This is a genomic window from Sinorhizobium sp. CCBAU 05631 (assembly GCF_002288505.1).
Classification (GTDB): Bacteria; Pseudomonadota; Alphaproteobacteria; order Rhizobiales; family Rhizobiaceae; genus Sinorhizobium; species Sinorhizobium fredii_C.
In genome coordinates this window covers 379,620-397,435 of sequence record NZ_CP023065.1, presented here as the reverse complement: position 1 = coordinate 397,435, position 17,816 = coordinate 379,620, and the positions used below count along the sequence as shown (strand labels likewise).

The 17,816-nt window shown below is 56.3% G+C and carries 11 protein-coding genes and 2 pseudogenes; 7 read left to right on the top strand and 6 right to left on the bottom strand.

The window, feature by feature from the left end; all coding sequences use genetic code 11:
• Window positions 1-663 precede the first annotated feature (663 nt).
• From SS05631_RS28560 to SS05631_RS28535, 6 genes are all read left to right on the top strand, one after another.
• Window positions 664-1,797 carry an MFS transporter gene (locus SS05631_RS28560; RefSeq protein WP_037427210.1) on the top strand — a complete coding sequence of 378 codons (1,134 nt, stop codon included), beginning with the start codon at window positions 664-666 and terminating at the stop codon, window positions 1,795-1,797.
• A 429-nt stretch (window positions 1,798-2,226) separates the two neighbouring features.
• Window positions 2,227-3,426 carry a histidinol-phosphate transaminase gene (gene hisC, locus SS05631_RS28555; RefSeq protein ID WP_037427208.1) on the top strand — a complete coding sequence of 400 codons (1,200 nt, stop codon included), beginning with the start codon at window positions 2,227-2,229 and terminating at the stop codon, window positions 3,424-3,426.
• Window positions 3,427-3,722: 296 nt separating this feature from the next.
• The gene (locus SS05631_RS28550; protein ID WP_037427206.1) at window positions 3,723-4,751 is read left to right on the top strand and encodes an LLM class flavin-dependent oxidoreductase; all 1,029 of its coding nucleotides are present in this window, start codon (window positions 3,723-3,725) and stop codon (window positions 4,749-4,751) included.
• Between the two features lie 166 nt (window positions 4,752-4,917).
• Entirely contained in the window at window positions 4,918-5,334 is a 417-nt protein-coding gene (locus tag SS05631_RS28545) for a hypothetical protein (protein WP_244412436.1), read from the top strand.
• Window positions 5,335-5,852: 518 nt separating this feature from the next.
• Window positions 5,853-6,887, top strand: coding sequence for an IS110 family transposase (locus SS05631_RS28540; RefSeq protein ID WP_095677963.1), 1,035 nt, complete (start codon window positions 5,853-5,855; stop codon window positions 6,885-6,887).
• A gap of 1,082 nt (window positions 6,888-7,969) precedes the next feature.
• Window positions 7,970-8,407, top strand: a complete 438-nt coding sequence (locus tag SS05631_RS28535; RefSeq protein ID WP_083854374.1) for a VirK family protein — start codon at window positions 7,970-7,972, stop codon at window positions 8,405-8,407.
• 131 nt (window positions 8,408-8,538) lie between these two features.
• Here SS05631_RS28535 and SS05631_RS28530 read toward each other — a convergent pair whose 3' ends face one another.
• From SS05631_RS28530 to SS05631_RS28500, 6 genes and pseudogenes are all read right to left on the bottom strand, one after another.
• Window positions 8,539-10,056, bottom strand: a complete 1,518-nt coding sequence (locus SS05631_RS28530; RefSeq protein ID WP_050988447.1) for a radical SAM family RiPP maturation amino acid epimerase — start codon at window positions 10,054-10,056, stop codon at window positions 8,539-8,541.
• Between the two features lie 76 nt (window positions 10,057-10,132).
• Window positions 10,133-10,510 (bottom strand): hypothetical protein, encoded by a 378-nt coding sequence (locus SS05631_RS28525; protein WP_014857677.1) that lies wholly within the window; start codon window positions 10,508-10,510, stop codon window positions 10,133-10,135.
• Window positions 10,511-11,237: 727 nt separating this feature from the next.
• Window positions 11,238-11,609, bottom strand: a pseudogene (gene nifW, locus SS05631_RS28520) (nitrogenase stabilizing/protective protein NifW); the annotation flags it as partial.
• Window positions 11,610-11,772: 163 nt separating this feature from the next.
• Window positions 11,773-12,936: a cysteine desulfurase NifS gene (gene nifS, locus SS05631_RS28515; protein ID WP_037427446.1), complete on the bottom strand. Its 1,164-nt coding sequence runs from the start codon at window positions 12,934-12,936 to the stop codon at window positions 11,773-11,775.
• 949 nt (window positions 12,937-13,885) lie between these two features.
• On the bottom strand, window positions 13,886-15,754 hold the full coding sequence (locus SS05631_RS28505; protein WP_095678130.1) for an extracellular solute-binding protein: 1,869 nt from the start codon (window positions 15,752-15,754) through the stop codon (window positions 13,886-13,888).
• A 282-nt stretch (window positions 15,755-16,036) separates the two neighbouring features.
• Window positions 16,037-16,452 (bottom strand): annotated as a pseudogene (locus SS05631_RS28500) (cation:dicarboxylase symporter family transporter); the annotation flags it as partial.
• 693 nt (window positions 16,453-17,145) lie between these two features.
• Between SS05631_RS28500 and SS05631_RS28490 the strand changes: the two are divergent.
• A complete protein-coding gene (locus SS05631_RS28490) occupies window positions 17,146-17,553 on the top strand; it encodes a phasin family protein (protein ID WP_037427441.1) in 408 nt (135 codons plus the stop codon).
• Window positions 17,554-17,816: the final 263 nt, after the last annotated feature.

Genomic DNA, 17,816 nt, shown 5'->3' with positions numbered 1-17,816 from the left:
AATGAGTCACCAGTCTGTCCGATACTCTCGTACGGCCCTTCACCCTTTAAACGTCCTGAAATACCAAGGCGATACTCGCCGATCAATTCTCCGAATCTTGGCGGGCTGAGCGGCGCGCCGGTCCTTCGGGATACTGCGGCGACCATCGACTGCGAGCTTGAGGATCTCATAGAACGACACAGCCATGCGATTATGCTCGGCCGTTTTGTCGACATTTGCAAGGGCAACGGTCGTTCATTGGTCTATCGTGGCGGCCGATATTTGCAATTGCCGGGTAGCGTTATAGGCAAAATCGCTCCGGGACTCACCGCACTGAAAAGCTATTGAACGTGGTTTTTGCGCAAGCCTGTCTATGATCTCAATCAATTCATCTGTAGTTCATTCGTGCTAGCTTGAGCGCAGCTTTAGTCGCCGACCACGATCCGACTTGAAGCGAGCGATGCTTTCTACACCGGTTTCACCGGTCAGAGCGGAAAAGAAGAGTCCAGCCGGCCCCGATTTCCTATTCTGAGACCTCAGAACGGAGATCGAGATCTTTTCATTTGTAGCCTGCCGCGGAATGGGCGAGCGCTGACCTGAGTTCTCAGGGTCCGCTACGCAAGCGCCGGAATACGACCGGACGTGATCAATCGACGTCAGAAGCTATGGGATGTTGGAGAAGAAATGCGTAGGTTGCTTACTCCCTGGCGCGGTGTCGCTGCAGGCTTTCTGTTGAACGGGATCCTCCTCGGGACCTGGGCTTCTCGCGTTCCCGCCGTGATGGGTCACTTTCACGTTGCCAAAGCGAGCTTTGGGGTTTTGCTGTTGCTTTTAGGGTTGGGCGCATTAATTTCGTTCCCCATTACCGGAAGGCTGTCCGATAGCTTGGGTGCAGTGCGGGTCGCCCGAATGATCGCGATCCCGTTCCTGGTTTCGATTGCCGCTCTAGGGCTTGCGCCCACAATACCGCTGCTGGCGATCGCCCTATTTCTCTTTGGCATGTGTCATGGCTCGATGGACGTAGCGGTGAATAGTTGGGCGAGCGAAGTGGAGAAACACATGGGACGGCCAGTGATGTCGTCGTTTCACGCCATGTGGAGTGTGGGGGCCGTTCTCGGCGCAGCAGGCGGTTACATTGCTACAGTCTTTCAGACCCCAGTGTACGTCCATTTTCTTGTTACGGCCGTGACGATCGGCGGGTTGCTCGGACCCTTCCTTCTGCTCGATTGGCAATCAACCATCCGAAGGCATGAAAGTGGTGCAGTGGGATTGGTGTTACCTAACAGTGGCCTTTTTCTTGTGGGGCTCATTGCTCTCGCCTCTGGACTAGGAGAGGGTACAGCTCTCGACTGGAGTGCTGTATATTTGCATGATGTAGTCGGGACCGAAGAATCGGACGCCGCGTTGGGATACATGGGCTTTTCTGCGGCCATGGTGATGATGAGGCTTAAGGCGGATTCTCTGGTTACGCGATGGGGATCAGCCAATGTTGCACGCATAAGCGGTTTCTCGGCTGTCTTTGGCATTTTGTTGATCGTCCTCGGTGAAACCTTGCCGTTAGTCGTGGCGGGCTTCGTGCTGATGGGGGTCGGCTATGCGGCCGTCCTACCATTGGCTTTCAGTCGGGCAGCAGCCGATCTTGTAGTGCCGGCGGGGAAAGCCATCGCGTCCGTTGCAATCTTCGCATATGGCGCAATGACGTTGGGGCCATTTGCAATTGGACTCCTCGCTGAGGCAGCCACAATGCGTTTATGCTTTTTTATCGTCGGACTATTCGCAGCCTTGGTGGCAGTATTGGCTCCAGTGCTCAAGCAATAGAACAAATCACCGCCTGCTTTATCGCACCTTGAGAGATTTTAGCGTTTTGTCATGAGAGCGACGAATACTCCGCCTTTTGCTGACCGAGGCCGCGAGTATTCTTCATCGGCAGGCGCGAAACGGAACGGATTGGAGATACAGACGCCATTTTTGAAGTCATGGGTGAACCAGGCATGAAATGGATCGAGGTGACCGGCCTCGGCCAGCGGCGGTATGGGACTGACGAAGATGAGTAATCAAAAGTCGATAAAGCGTTAAATTCATATCATCAATGGCTGCGATGAAAACAAACGATTTTACTGAATAGATGCGGGCGAAATAGAAGAACGCTCATCAAGTTGGAGTCAGTGAATGCGCGGCACTGTTAGCCCAACTCGCGTTGACTGTCGGACAAAGCGACTATCCTCTGCGAATTGAATGGAGAGAACTATGTCTGATGCAAAGCTGCAGCGCGTACTTTCGTCTCTTACGGAAGTGTACAGACAGCTAAATTCTCTGCCGTCCAGTCAGCCATCCGACGCCGGCTATGTCAAACTCGATACAAACGAGAATCCATTTGCGTTGCCAAAAGCGGTAATGCAGAGCGCAATTGCTGCTCTCGAGCGGCAGTATTTATATCCAGAGGATGACAACATCAGTTTGCGGGAAGCCGCCGCTGCATCCTATGATCTTTCCGCGGATCAGGTGATCGCCGGTAACGGTTCGTCCGAACTTCTTTCGCTCATATATAAAGCATTCCTTGGTCCGGGTGACAGTGTCGCGATGCTGTCGCCCGGCTTTGCATACAACCGCAAGCTCGCCCAATTGCAAGGTGCTCGATTACTTGAAATCAAATGGGGCGAGTCTTCCTTGTTGCCGATACACGAATTGCTCTTCGGTCCTGCAAAGCAGGCAAAGTTCATCCTGCTGGCTAATCCGAACAACCCGACAGGAACATTTGTCCCGATTGCTGATATTGAAAGCCTCGTCGCACTATCTGACCAGTTGGTGGTACTCGATGAGGCCTACGTGGACTTCGCTCCCGACAGCGCTCTGCGCCTCGTTAACCGCTATTCGAATCTTCTGCTCTTAAGAACGTTTTCGAAGAGCTATGCTGCGGCCGGCATTCGCGTCGGCTTCGGCTTCGGTCATCCTGAGGTGATAGGGAGGCTGCGCAATATCCAGAACATGTTCAATATGAATGTGATCGGCCATGCGGTTGGCGTCAGCATCCTGGCCCACCGCGCCACCTATAATGAGAACCACCGCCATATCAGGCATGAGAGAGAGCGGGTGAGGGTGGCGCTGTCGCGACTTGGGTTCTCTGTAACGCCCTCCCATGCAAACTTTTTGCTGGCGCGGGTGCCTGCAGGACGAGACGGCGTTTGGTGGCACGCCTGCTTGAAACGGAAAAAGATACTCGTGGCCGTTCTTCCCGATGAAGGTCTGGAAGATTGCATTCGCGTCAGCATCGGGACGAAACCACAAATGGATGCGTTTCTTGCGGCTGTCGAGGACATTTCGGGAGCTCAGACAATCTCGATGATGGGACGTATAGCCGCTTCAAGCTCGGCTCTTTTGCACGTAGGAAAAGACAGTGGCGACAGGAAAGAGAGCGACGACCGGAAGACTGGTCTCCCACAGCGCTAACTACGCCACGCCCGTGAGGAAGCTGAGTTCATAGCCTGGCGCCTGCATGTGTCTAAAGGCGTGCTCCACAACACAAGGTCGCTGGGACGGAAACATCTGCCGGTAGGTGCACTGAAAAACTGTTGAGCAATAGCCGAGCACGCAAGGATGTGTGCCGTCGCTTAACGATTTGGCTTCCGCCACCGTTAGGCAAGGGCAGGCTCACCGCGAATAGCGATGTTCGGCCAAATAAAGCCCCCAGGTCTTATTTCGCTCGAATTGAAGTCCGGGGCTACTAGGGTAAAGTGAGACGTTAAATGAGAAAAATCCTTCCTTCAAAGCTAGCTTTCGGCATATTCGACCATTTGGACGAGGACGGTAACGCCATGGCACGGCAATACGCAGACCGCCTCACGCTAGCGGAAGCATGTGATCGTCTCGGCTTTTACGCTTACCACCTAGCGGAGCACCATTTTTCGCCGCATGGGAGAAGCCCATCGCCGAATCTGTTCCTATCGAGCGTCGCGCAGCGCACCCGTCAACTTCGTCTTGGCCCGCTTGTCATGCTGCTTAGCCTTTCTCATCCGCTGCGTGCGTTTGAGGAGATCTGCATGCTTGACCATTTGAGCGGCGGTAGGGCCGAGTTGGGCATAGGGCGCGGCTCTCTTCCGATCGAGCTAGGTTACTTCGGGATCGATCCGGACGCGGTGGCTGGACGCTATTTCGAAGCCAGCGAAATCCTGATGGAGGCGATGAGGGGCGGCAATCTTTCCTACCGCGGCGACCACTTTGAACTAAACAATGTCCCCTTGATCCTGAGGCCTCATCAACGCCCGCACCCGCCGACTTGGATCGCCACCAACCGACCTGAGTCTGCACGCTGGGCCGCTACAAACGGCGCAAATGTCGCATGTGTGGGACCCGCCTCGCTTGTTCGCAGGATTACTGATGCCTTCCGTTCCGAGGAAAACTTCAGCTCTGACGCGAACTGCAACGAGTCATTTCTCGGGCTGCTCCGCATGATTGTCGTCGGGCAATCTGCGGAACATGCATACTCGCTTGCGGCTCCTGCCTTCGAACGATGGCTGAATAACTTCAAATTCCTGTACGACCTCCATGCAATTCCAGTTCCGCCAAATCTGCCCCTGACCTTCGATGCAGCTATCGAAAGTGAATTGTGCGTCGTAGGAACGGCGCCTGTCGTGCGACGGGCTCTGCTTGATCAAGTCGACGAAGCAGGTGCTAACTATCTCCTTTGTCAGGTCGCGTTTGGAGATTTGCCTTTGGATGCTTCGCTGTATACCGCAATGACCATTCAATCGGAACTAATGGATCGAGTTGGCTGAGTGCCATGGTGCCTGACGAAGTCAGGCGTGTGTAAAAGCGACGGCTTCCTGTCGTATCAGGCGCAACTCCAATTCGGCCCAAAAATCAACAATGGGCTGGTCGGCGCCAAGTACATCTGACTCGAAGGTGTTTTATCGGGTAGCGTGGCTTCTGGGAAGAGGTAAGATGGTCGAGATCGACGCAATATTGATAACAGACGTAAACGGAATAGGAACGACCGCGGATGATCAACTAGCATTTGTCAGTTTGATTGCTGATCAAGGGGAAACAACCACAGTAGCATTCGGTCCAGAAATTGGCAGCAGAATAGCTGCTTCGTTCATGGCCGCATGCGGACAGCTCCAAAATCAAATCGCTACGAGAACGGGGAAGGAGGAAAGAAAGTTCAAGCCCTTTGCTGCAGCCGGATTCAGCGTCAGAGCTGGTCTGGCCGCCGATGGCTCCAATTCGGGAATGTTATCAATTTCAACCGTAGCGGGCGCGGAGGTTCACTTTATAGCAACGGAACGTTCTCTTCGAGAACTCGAAAACCAATTAACGTTATTGCTCGAACAATTGCGGTTACGTTCGCGACCGAATTAATGCGATTGTAGCGGTAACCAAGCTCTTATGACTATCATGGCTAGCAAGGCCTGGCAGTAATGGATATCGCCCATTTGGGTAGAATTCACGCGGGCAATTCGAACGACAATCATTTTGGGACGAGCGGCGCTGGCTGGTCGTCCATGCTGAGTGCATATTTTCCCAAACGGCGAATATGCCCGGTGTGGGGACTGAGAGTGGCGGCAAGCTTCGGCGTGAAGCCCGCCTGACCACCTGCCGAAGGCATGTCGCTTGCTACCGTAATACCAACTTCGCTCGAAATCTGATCGAGCGGGAAGTCTCCTGCGCCGCATCCCAATCGTGCGCTATGCGGATCTGTCAATCAACAGCGCGTCGCCCTGCAGCCGCCACGGCCTTTGCCACCAGCCGCATTGATGACCTAGCGTCATGGTGCCTGACTGTCTCATCTTGGTTGATGAGGTGGAACGACCCGCTACCACAGCATCAACGTGCTAACGTGGTCGTTGTTTTGAACGCCACAAAGTAGGAGCCGTTCCGTGAAGCAAGTTATCACTATCGGGTTGGATTTGGCCAAGCAGATTTTTCAGGCTCATGGCGCCGACGCTGAGGGCTCTCCACTCTTCACCCGAAGGCTGCGCCGCGCCGAGGTGCTGCGTTTCTTTGAGAAGCAGCCCCCATGTTTGGTTGGTATCGAAGCCTGCAGCGGTTCGCACTACTGGGCGCGGGAGATCGGCGCACTCGGCCACGAGGTACGTTTGATTCCGCCGGCCTATGTCAAACCGTTCGTCAAACGGGGGAAGACGGATGCAGCCGACGCTGAGGCGATTAGTGAGGCAGTGACGCGCAAGACGATGCGCTTCGTTCCGGTGAAATCCCCCGAACAGCAGGCGGCGGCGATGGTCTTGAAGACACGCGCCCTTCTGGTTCGTCAGCAAACTCAGACGATCAACGCGCTACGTGCTCACCTGTCCGAACTGGGAATCATTGCCGGCATCGGCACGGCGAAAATTGCAAGCCTGATCGCGATCGTGCGTGATGAAACCGATGCGCGTCTCCCGAACGCGGCCCGCTTCGCTTTGACGGCAATTGCGGATCAAATCGACGCGCTGGCGCTGCAGATCAACAAACTCGAGCGAGAGCTTGTCGCCGAAGTGAAGCATGACGAAGACATGCGGCGGCTGGCCACAATCCCTGGCGTCGGAGCCATTACGTCGGCCTCCATCAAGGCGCTTGTCCCAGACCCGGGTGGGTTCAAATCCGGGCGCCATTTCGCCGCATGGCTGGGATTAACGCCGAGATCCCATTCGAGCGGAGGCAAGGAGCGATTGGGCAAAATATCGAAGATGGGCAATCCCGAGCTTCGCACTCTGCTCGTCGCCGGTGCAACCTCGGTCCTGCGACATGCAAGAGGCAACCACAAAGCCCCACGGTGGCTAGTCGCACTGTTAGCGCGACGGCCTTTCAAGGTCGTTGCGATCGCGCTCGCCAACAAAATGGCGCGGATCATCTGGGCGCTCCTGACCAAGGGCGGAACATATCGCGGTCTCGAGAGCAGTGCGGCCAGCTCATAAGCTGACAACGAACATCACGAACTGCGCGGCACGGTAGCCGCCAGTGGCAAGGTGCACAAACAAGCGATGATTCCACAACGGGACGAAATCCCGAGGCGAGAGAGGCCAGCGCGACATTGCGCTTCGAGCGCGTTTGGTTGATCAGTCACTCGTTTCGCGGACTTCATCGAGGCCAGCGGTCCACAGAACCGCGCTGATAGGCCGGACATATGACCGCACCGTTCCCGCGGGATGAATCGCTGAAAAATGCCCTTGCCAAGCGGGTCGTTCCACATATGTCGCGCTGCAGCCTGACGAAGTCAGACGTCTGTCAAAAGCGACGTCTTCGCTGCCAGTGTGTGCGGCAGCCGTCAGCTATTGAATGCAGTCTAACACTTGGTGCCCGTCCATCATCACCTCAGTGCGACAAGCGGGCATCCTTCAAGCGGTCGGTTACTAAGGTTAGCTTGCGGCCAGACATATGTGGCCATGCTGACCTATCCTCTTCAGCCTAGCCAAAAGCCTCGCGGTGCGGCTACCGCTGCACGTCGGTCGCGCGACCCCTGGCCGAAGTTGCTTGGCTGGTGGCGTGAGCCGACTGCCATAATTGTCGTGCCAGGCGCAACTCCACCGCTACGTTGCCTGGATGCGCGACGAACGCGTTCGCTGTTTCGTAGTGGCGGATCGGTCTCCTCCTTGTCCATCGCTCGCCAGCGGGTAACTGCTCATCGTCTCTCTTTCCGGCACCCCCGCACCCGCAGGCGATAGTGACAGCGCCGATAGGCTTTCACCTGCGTGCGACCAATCTTCCATCTCCTCAATAGCCTCCATCCAAATAAGCGATTTTACATATCTGCTGAGATTTCCCATTAGAATAGCGTGGCACTTTGGGTTGAATTCAATTGGGACAAGGATAGCAGTAGACGCGGAGCCTTCTCCACACACGGCTGCCGCATCGAATGGCATGGGCTGTCGGCAAACTGCTCCGGTCCGAAGCCGCACTCTCTCCCTGAACCCACCCGCGCCCTGCTTGAAACCGCCGAGCCCCCGGTTCGCCCGCAGGGGCCGTGTCAACCGTATAGTCGCTCTAAAGAGGACCACCTGTGAAACATATCGTTGCAACCTTATTCGGGATCCTGTTTGCTACAGCTGCCAATGCCGCCGGCGATAGTCATGTACTGGCAAGCTTTCCCGAGCTTGAACGCGCGCTGACTACCGGCAAACCGGTGACTGTGACGGTCGATTTAGGCATGTGCACTCCGGCTACTTCCGATACACCGTCGACCAAGACGCGTGGAGGCGTTAGCATAGACGGCTATAGGATCACATCTGACGGCACCCTCGCTTTTGCAGATCAGCATTTTACCATAGATCGTGACGGTAAGCCGGTTGTCCAGTTTCTTCGATATCGGATCCGGCCGGACGGTGGCGCCGAATTCACCATGGTCGTCTTCAATGTGCCCAGTTACGAGCGAAAAGGAACGAGCCGGGTCTATAAGTGCTCAATTGGTCACGGAGTGAGCTTCTTCTCTTCACAGTGACCTGGCATGTTGCAGCACGATCGCGCGGGTTCGGGTGGCGGATCGTCTCGGATCGGCGGCTGAAGGTTTCCCTGTGGCACCCGCCCGTGCCATTTGCAGTGGTCCCGATAGGTAAAGGAACCCGCCTGCCGCTATCCTTGAGCTTCTTCAATGCGGTCTGTGATGCCGTCGCTGGTCTGCCAAGCATAGCGGTCATCGAGGTCCTCTTCGATCACGCCGGCCGCGTATAACTGATCGAGCAGGTCGGCGACAGCAAGTACGCTCATTCCATCCGTCGAGGCCCGCACAACCAACTCCGAGGCTGTAAAGTTGCCGCACGCGATTAGTTGGCCAACCGAGATCGGAGCGTAGTCGAGCACCCGGTGTTCCATGCTTCGCGAGCGGAGATGGAAGCAGCGGTCTCCCGCTGTGTACTCCAGGTCCCTGCGGAAGCGGATCGGCAGGTCGGGGGCCGGGCTCTCGAGCATATGTTGATCAATCATGCTCTTGAGCCCGTCCCGGAACTCGTCAGACGTCCTGAATGACCGTTGACCCACTATGCGATACCCGAGGGGCCAGCGTCCGCTACCCGGTACCGGCGTCACTAGTTGCAAACGTCTCTGCGGCATATTTACGAGGAAGCCGGAAACACAGGCGATCGTCGTGTGATTTCGCTCCGGAAAGGCGATTGCCTCTTGCCTCGCACTGAGTTTCTCCTTCCGCTTGCGCGCCCGCCCCGTGAAAGCCTTTGCGGTCGGAGCGTCCTTGCCCTGCATGACGAGTTCGACCCCTGTCAGTTCTTCAGGCGAAAACGCCCTGTGGATCTGATTGAGATGTGCCGTGCTGAGCACAGAGAAGCGATTCATCGTAGTGCCATAAAGATTGAAGAGGCCGAGCACGCGCCTGGTGAGTGCCTCATCCTTGAGCGGGGCGGCCGTCGTTGTTTGCGGCAATGCGCCCGTGATCTGATAGTAGTCGAAGAGAAAGCGGTCGTACTGCGGGTTGTCCATTGGCTCTGTGGCCCAGTAGCAGAATCCAGTACGAGCTGCCGGGCCAAACACCTCGCTCGCGACACCAACCACGCCGCGCCAAAGCTCTGCATGCTGTTTGCTATACTCGTAATAGCCTTTGAATGGAGCGGCCGAGAGGCCGCAGAACCAGCAACCGACGGTGCACCCTTCGCTCAGCTCGAAAGCGATGATGGGGTGCGTGATCGACGGCGCTGATCCGCCCAATTCGTCATTACAACGCCGAATTTGGCGCTCGCGCCAGGCATGAAAGCGAGGGTTGGTCATTGACATATCGCCATGGTCGCGCAGGAGGTCGCGATGGCGCAACATGTCGCGCATGTACTCGTCCCACATTATCGACAGCGGCCATGGGGCAGACTCCGGCTTGTAGCGGTAAGTAAGGTGATCATTGCGCCAGAGCGGCAGTATCTCCAGTGGGTCAACTTCAATGCCATAGCGCTCTGTTACCGCGCGAGGGGCGTCGGCGCTCTCCGAAACCGCGGTGCGGAACTTTATGTCACCAGCCAGCCGTTCCATGAAACGCTTGATGTGCGACAAGGTGCGCCGTTGCTCCGGCGTGCGCCGGTTAAAGATCTGGCGCCAATACTCGCCTTTATAAAGGTGAGCCCTTGAAGCCGTTTCTTGTAGGCCAGATCGCATGTCTCGTTCCCGATGATATTTGCTGTCATGCTCTCTTCGCACCGATCGTCCAAGCCAATGCGCTCCGGTAAAAAAATCAGCTTGAAACATGAACAACAATTACAACAAGTTGAACGACCGCGGCGACGGCGGCGCCCTTTTCAGCCATATGCAACGGCCGCGTGAGTCCATCCGTAACGGGACTATCCAAGGCAGTAGATTGTACAAAGCGCGGCAAGGCCGGAACGCGCGAGCCACGCTTGCTGTTCGCCATCGCGTCGAGCTTCTTGCCAGTAGACTTCCGTCGGCTGTCCAATCGGATGTAGTTTTGAACTTCGTCAAGCGTTATGTTGTAGCCGAGACTCTTTCCGATCGCTACGATTGGTGCAAGACCCGTGGCACTTGGCTTGAGGTTTGCTGGCAGCCTGCCTTTGTCCAAATCGTTGACGAATCGCTCTACGTCAGCTCGCGCCATAGCTAATTCCTTTGCTCATAGTTGCCAATTACACCGCCTCGCTCTTGCCGGCGTGGATGATGCCGTGAACGAGCAAGCGCCGTGCCAACCTAAAAATGTCGTCATTTTGTGCATTTTCAGAGTGCATGCATTGTCAACTTGCCGACCTTTAGTCCCGAACCGGCCAATCGGCCGCTCCGAAATGTAGACATCTGCAAAATTCTTCACTAAGGCAGCGCTCTCTTTTTTGCCAGCTCAGTTGCGGATTCCGCCAGTCGATTCATTCAGTGAACCATCGGGATACGCTCAAAAGCGTGACGACGGCGTAGCGGCGGAGAAGCGTCGACGAATCGTGCGGAGTGTGGGGGTCACAAACGGCCGGCACAGCAGGTCGACGACCCCCACGGCGGTGGGGAGATCAGAGCTGTATGCGTATCATCCCGGACATGACCCAGCCCCATGCAACCCTGACCGCGACCAGCGCTGAAGCAGGCCGACGGCATCGGGTTGGCACTTTAGGCACCGACGCATTAGCAATGGACGCGCATCTGCGCCGACTGGGTATCGGCGATGTGCATTATGATCTGTCTAGGTTTCGATCGCCTTGGTCTCCCGACCCTTCCATGCACCACGTGCCAACGAGTTTTATTACAACCTGCTAACCGCTTCATTCCAGCGCGTCCGGAGCCGCGACTACTTTGTCGGACTGATGACATCGCTGTGTCGCAACCCCGCCGCAGTCACTGATTTCGGATGGCTGCAAGAGTTCTTCCAATGGTACGAAGACTTGGATTGGCGCAGCAGCTCTAGTCGGATCGCGATCCTCAAGCACCTTGAAAACACGATGTTTGAGTGGCGACGAAGTTGCAAAGTCCCTGTAAGCGCGCTCGAGTGCGGCGCGCGCACGGGTGGCGGCCGTGCCTGTGAGGAGATCGGAAAAGTCCTCCGCGACCAGATACTGACCCATGCGCTTCATTATGTGGAGCCGTGATGTGTTTAGCACCTTTGGGTCATAGGTGACGCCGAGGGCATCGAAGAACTCCTCGGCGGCCGACAAATCCTTCAGCCAGGTGAGGATGTCAGTGCCATCAGGGGCAAAGGTCGCATCATCATAAGACATTGCATTCTCCTACTGGCCGCGGAATAGCTGCTTTCGTTCCAACACATGGTCCCGGCCCTGCACCCTATGATGACCCTGGGAAGAGCTGTGATCGAGACGCCATCAGTGACGGGTATTCGGACATTCCCAAGCGCTCAAACAATCGTATGTGCCGGCAGAGCGTCTACCCGGCAAATACTGGACGAGATTCACGCAGTTTTTTCACAACTGCGGGTATCACCTGCAACACCCGATCTATATCCTCTTCACAGTTATAGCCTGACAACGAGAAGCGGACTGCTCCGACCGCCTGCCTGTGGGGAGTACCCATGGCTTTTAGCACATGGCTCGTCGATAAAGAACGAGAGGTACAGGCGGATCCGGAGGAGCAGGCGATGCCATGGCGATTGAGCAGAAACTGCATGGCTTCACCACCGACGCCTTCAAAGGCAATGCTCGTTGTGTTGGGCAACCGCGTCACCGGATCACCCATTACGAAGACTTGGGTGACACGCTCGAGAAGTCCTTTCTCCAACCGATCGCGGAATGATCTTATTATCGCATTGTCCTTGTCCATACAATCCAACGCGAGTTCTGCCGCCTTGCCCAGACCTACTATCCCGGGCGTGTTCTCCGTGCCCGCGCGCCGGTCGCGCTCCTGGTGGCCTCCCTTGATGAGTGCGTGAAAGGGTACCCCGCGCTTTATGTAGAGTGCCCCGACGCCCTTCGGGCCATGGAACTTGTGCGCGGAAAGCGACAGCATGTCGATTGCCGTTGATTTCAAGTCAATCGGTAGCTTGCCGACTGCTTGCACCGCATCGGTGTGGAAAATTGCGCCGACTTTTTTGGCCATCTCAGCTAGCTTTACCACAGGAAAGATCGTTCCCGTCTCGTTGTTGGCCCACATGATCGAAACGATTGCTACACGGTGTGTAAGGGCGTCCTGATAAGCGTCAAGGTCAAGTCGGCCCTGGTGATCCACTGGGACCTTGTGCACCTTGGTGCCGCGTGTCTTCTCCAGATGGGTGCAGAGCGTCAGCACCGCAGGATGCTCGACCGCCGAAGTTACGATCTCAGTGCGCTCAGGCATAGCCTCGAGCCCCGAAAGGATCGCCGCATTGTTGCTTTCGGTCCCGCCCGAGGTAAAGGTGATCTCTGGGTCGAACTTTGCACCGATCAGTGCTTGCAACTGCCGGCGCGCTACGTTAATCGCTGCCCCGGCAGTAGCACCAGCGTCATGCATCGAGGAAGCGTTGCCAAACACATCTGCGAAAAATGGCAGCATCGCCTGGAGAACTTCCGCATCGACGCGCGTCGTTGCGTTGTTGTCGAGATAGATAGGCCTCAAGATAATTCTCCAGCTACCGAAACGACGAAAGGTTTACAAATGGCGATCGTGGCATTGTAGAAGTGCTTTTTGATCCAGCATTACTGTTCTCCCGTGCGTGGCGATCAGCCGAACGATTTGCCGCAGGCTCACCTCTCCCGCGCGTTGAAACGTTGAAGACCAACCCGGGCGAATCCACCCTTGGGATGACGTCCCGGGCCAGGCCGGCCACATGGGGTTGGGGGTCCGAGTCAACAAATATGTTGATCTCCTTCTCGATAACAGTGTCGCCCTCGCGCGACTCAGTCTCTAATGCAAAATGGTATATGCACAGCCGTGCGCTTGAACCGTCATATGCATAAGCCATCGGTCGGTTCAGAATCGCGGGAAGGAGTGAGCTTCACTGCACTAACGGCTCTTCCGTTGAGACCTATCATTGGATCGTTTCTCCTGGTTCGAAAAGGCCTTTGCAAATCGGTCAAGCACAAACTATGCCAACGAAAAAACCGGTTCTGAAACAACACCGAAACTCAAACATCGGTATGACATTTGTCCGACAATGTCGGAAATCGGACATTGTCGAATTAGCCCACACCAAAGAGCGCCTCTGTGCCGCAAACAGGATGCGATGTGATGACTTCGGCGGCGCAGCTCTTCGAAAGCTTGATGGCAGACGGAGGATGCCAGCCATAGCGGCGATTGCTGGCACTTGCCTCACTCTACGATGGCGGCCCCCGTTCGGAGGCAGCGCCATTCGCTGCAGTGTTGGTCCCCAACGAACGGTGCACCGCGGCGACCGAGCGACACTGAATGACGCTCTGCGCCCGGGGCTGGCAAAGGACGTCGAAAGCAGGCTATCCTAAAAATTCACTGGCGCGCAGATTGGTCCAGAAGTTGCGCATTTCGGATGAGGCGACGGTCGGGCGTGAACTGGAGACGCCCGGCTTCGCCAGAGCTCCCACAAATGCAACTACAGCGAAGCGGGCAAATGACAGGCAGCGCTCTTCGACCACCACACCTCGGGGAAGCCCAGTCCGTATTTCGGCAGCTCTTTCGGCCGTGCCAGCGCGTCCCAATAGGCGATTTGGGCGGCCAGCTTGTAATAGAGCGGAATGACGTAATTATGGGCGAGCAGGACGCGATCGAGTGCCTTCGTTGCGGCAACCAGCGTTTCGCGATCCTTTGCGAAGATCACGCGCTCAATCAATGCGTCGACGCCAGGGTCGGAGATGCCGGCATAATTCCTGGAGCCCTGGCGTGTGGCGGCTGCCGATCCCCAGTAGTCCGCCTGTTCGTTTCCGGGGCTCAAGGACTGACCCCAAACTTCCCAGGTCACATCGTAGTCGAAGGCACGCTTGCGATTGGTATATTGCGATGGGTCCACCGTGCGCACGCGCGCTTCGATACCGATCCGCTTCAGGTTCTGCGCATAGGGCAAGGCGACGCGCTCGAATGACGGGCTGCTCAACATGATCTCGAAGGAGAACGGCTTGCCCGTCTCAGTATTCACCATCCGGTTACCGTTGAGCTCGAACCCCGCCTTGTTCAGGAGCTCGATGGCCTTGCGCAGGTTTTCGCGCGCCTTTTGCGGCGTGCCGCCGACCGGGTTGCTATAAGGGGTGGTGAACACTTCGGGCGGCACGAGGTCCTTGACCTCGTTGAGGTTCTTCAGTTCCTTGCCTTCCGGCAGACCGGAGGAGGCGAGTTCTGTGGCGAAGAAGAAGCTGTTCACGCGCTGATACTGATTGTAGAAGATGGTCCGGTTCAGTTCTTCGAAGTCGAGCGCATAGTTCAATGCCTGGCGCACCCTCTCGTCGTCGAAGGGCTTGCGGCGCATGTTCGGCACCATCGCCTGCATCACGGCCGTTGCCCGGAAGGGGTTGGGAATTTCCTCGCGTTTAACGCGGCCATCCTTCACCGCCGGAAAATCGAAGGCCGTAGCCCAGCGCATCGCCTGGTTCTCCCGCCAATAATCGGTGTTGCCGGAGCGGAAAGCCTCGAATTCGACGTCGCGGTCGCCAAAAAAGGAATAGGTGATCGAATCGAAATTGTTCTGCCCGACATTGACGTTGAGCGCGACGCCCCAGTAATCGGGCCGGCGCTCATAACGAATGGTCCCGCCGGGGGCGAACGAAGCGATCCGGTAGGGACCTGACCCCATCACCGGTTCAAGCGTCGTTCGCGAAATGTCGCGCGGCTTGCCGTCCGGTCCAGTGCCCTCCCACCAGTGCTTCGGCACAATCCGGATCTGCCCGAGGATATGAGGAAGTTCGTGATTGTTTTTGTCGTCGAAGTGAAAGGTGACGTCCCGATCCCCTGTCTTTTCCGCCTTCACGACATGCCGATAGTAGCTCTGATAGAGCGGGTTCAGTTCCTTCGCCTTGTCGAAGCTGAAGACGACGTCTTCCGGCGTCACCGGCTTGCCGTCGGCCCATTTCGCTTCCTGCCTCAGCCGGAACGTGGCCGAGGAGATGTCGTCGGGGAAGGAAACGCCTTCGGCCAGAAGCCCGTAGGCCGTCGAAATCTCGTCCTCTGACGGTTTCATGAGCGTGTCGAAGACGAAATCCAGGCCGACGGCCGTTTCGCCCTTCACCAGCAGGGGATTGAACGTGTCGAAGGTGCCTGTCTGTGAAAGCCTGAGATCTCCGCCCTTAGGTGCCTCGGGATTCACATAGTCGAACTTTTTGAAGCCGGGCGGATATTTGAGATCATCGACGAGCGACAGTCCGTAGTGCCAGACCGGCTGCTCTTGAGCCTCCGCAGCCGGCACCAGTAGTAAGGACATGGCCATGAACGCGGTCGCAAACTTCAGTCTTCCAATGACGCCGATGTCCAGCATCTCGTCCTTGCTCCTTGTTTTTATCCATTCGCCGCCACGGTGTTTGTGGGGCGGCTCCAAGTCGTTGCAGGATCGGCATGTCAGTGGCCGATCGTCCCTAGATATGGGCAATTCACACTCCTCAAAAATTGATTTTCTAAATTCTGTTCATAGCGTCTATGGATATGCGGAGCTTTGTGCCTGGTAGGGTCGCGGCCTGTGTCGCTGTACCCGTTGTCACTTTTTCTGGCGGCGGCGATGACGTGGATGTCGACCAGTGTCGCAAAGTCTTCCTTCGTCGCTGACAAGCGTCGACGGGATAACCAGTATCAGGAAACCGGTCATCAACTGTTCTTGCGCCTTTTCCGCACAGCCGGCGACCGCCTCGGCATTGAGCGAGGCCGGATCGATAAGCACTGCCCGCACCCGACTGCATCACATTGGTGACCGCGAGGTGGACGGCAAGTACCAAAGTCGAGAAGGTCAGGTATCAAACTCGCCTTGCCGGCGATGGGACCAACCTTGGCGAGACCGGTTATGCCTGCGATCTCCGTCGCGACCTTCAGGAAGATCACCGGTGCAATGATCATTCCAAGCTTTCCGATGTCCGGATAGAAATATCCAAACAGGATGCCCGCGATCGCTGCCAGTACCTGGGCATAGAGATGGCGATATAAGGGTGGCTTGGCGCGGGTCTCCGCGGAATGCTCAATGGTCATCAGGAGATCCTCCATATGGGGCCCGCCCGGTCGCCTGCCAGGCCGATTCTCCGAAAACCGACAGCGGCGATTGTCATGTGAAGCTGATGAGCAATGACCGTGCCAGTTGCCGTTAAACCGCAGATCCTGACGCCCGAGGTGCTTACTGTTCTCGACCCGACCAGCCCCGCCATCCCGGTAACCGGCCACGGCGACATACTGATGGTAGTGCAGGCGATTAGGACGACGCCTCTGACATTATCGCCAAGCTCTTCGCCGCCGACGTGATCCACGAATTTGAGTGCGCGAACACCATCGGTCTGGCACGACGGGACTGCCTCCTCACCGCCTTCTGTCCATAATTCTCACCTTTGTCTCAAGGCAAACCTTGGCCGGCAAGAAATGTTATTTGCCTCCATCAAATGACCGCCGAGACATCTTAATCGGCCTCCAGCCAAAGTCCGCAGCCGCAGCAAAGACCCGGGTGGAGGGATAGCGAGATGACAGATTTTTGGCGCCACCGACAGAACTGGCACAAATCTTGATACTGCTCATTGCGAGGCGGCGGAGCTGCTCATTGCGGCAACAATCCTATGCCTCGACTGCGCCACGTATGAAGATTTCACAATACTATTCAATTGAGTTCTTGCGACAAATGGCCGTTGACGATGTGCAAGATGGTCGCCAGAGCCGCCGTAACGAGAGGAATGCGAAATGTCCAGGACCGCAGAAAAGCCCTTCGAAACTGTCGAAAACTCGATCGTCGGTCAATCCACGGCAATCAATAGGGGCGAGCAATTGACGCATGCTATTGAGTCACAGGAGCTGGCCGGATCCGTCTTCAAGTCAACAATGATGGTGGGATTTGAACTGTCGCTGAACACTTTCGCTGCAGTCCAAGCCAACACCTTCGCTAATTTGCACCATCTTAGCGAGTTGATCGGGGCAAAATCGCCGTCCCAAGTTTTCGACCTACAGTGTTCCTTCCTGCGCAAGCGTATAGACATGGGTGTCGAGCAGGTCAAAGAATCCCAGGCGCTCAGCACCAAGGCTTTGATTGATATGTCGAAGCCAATCAAGGAATTCTTTGAAAAGGTTATAGCAGACCTCAAGACGGCCTGATCGTCAGCGATCCCCGCCGTGGCAGGCCGTGACCCGCCACCGCTTTGCGCTGAGTAGCCTGGAGTACCATTCGATATTTTCGTCGATTTGTCGGATTGATGACATCGGCTTGCGTTATAGGTGTCGGAATCCCGGACGCTTCTACGGCTTCTTTCGCCCTCCTGCAGGAAGGCGGCACCTCCCCATTGCGCATTCAGGGATCACATCGGCCCCAAGGTTTCTGCTCCGGTCTCTTGTGCGCACCGCCGCGCAGGTCCTTGCGC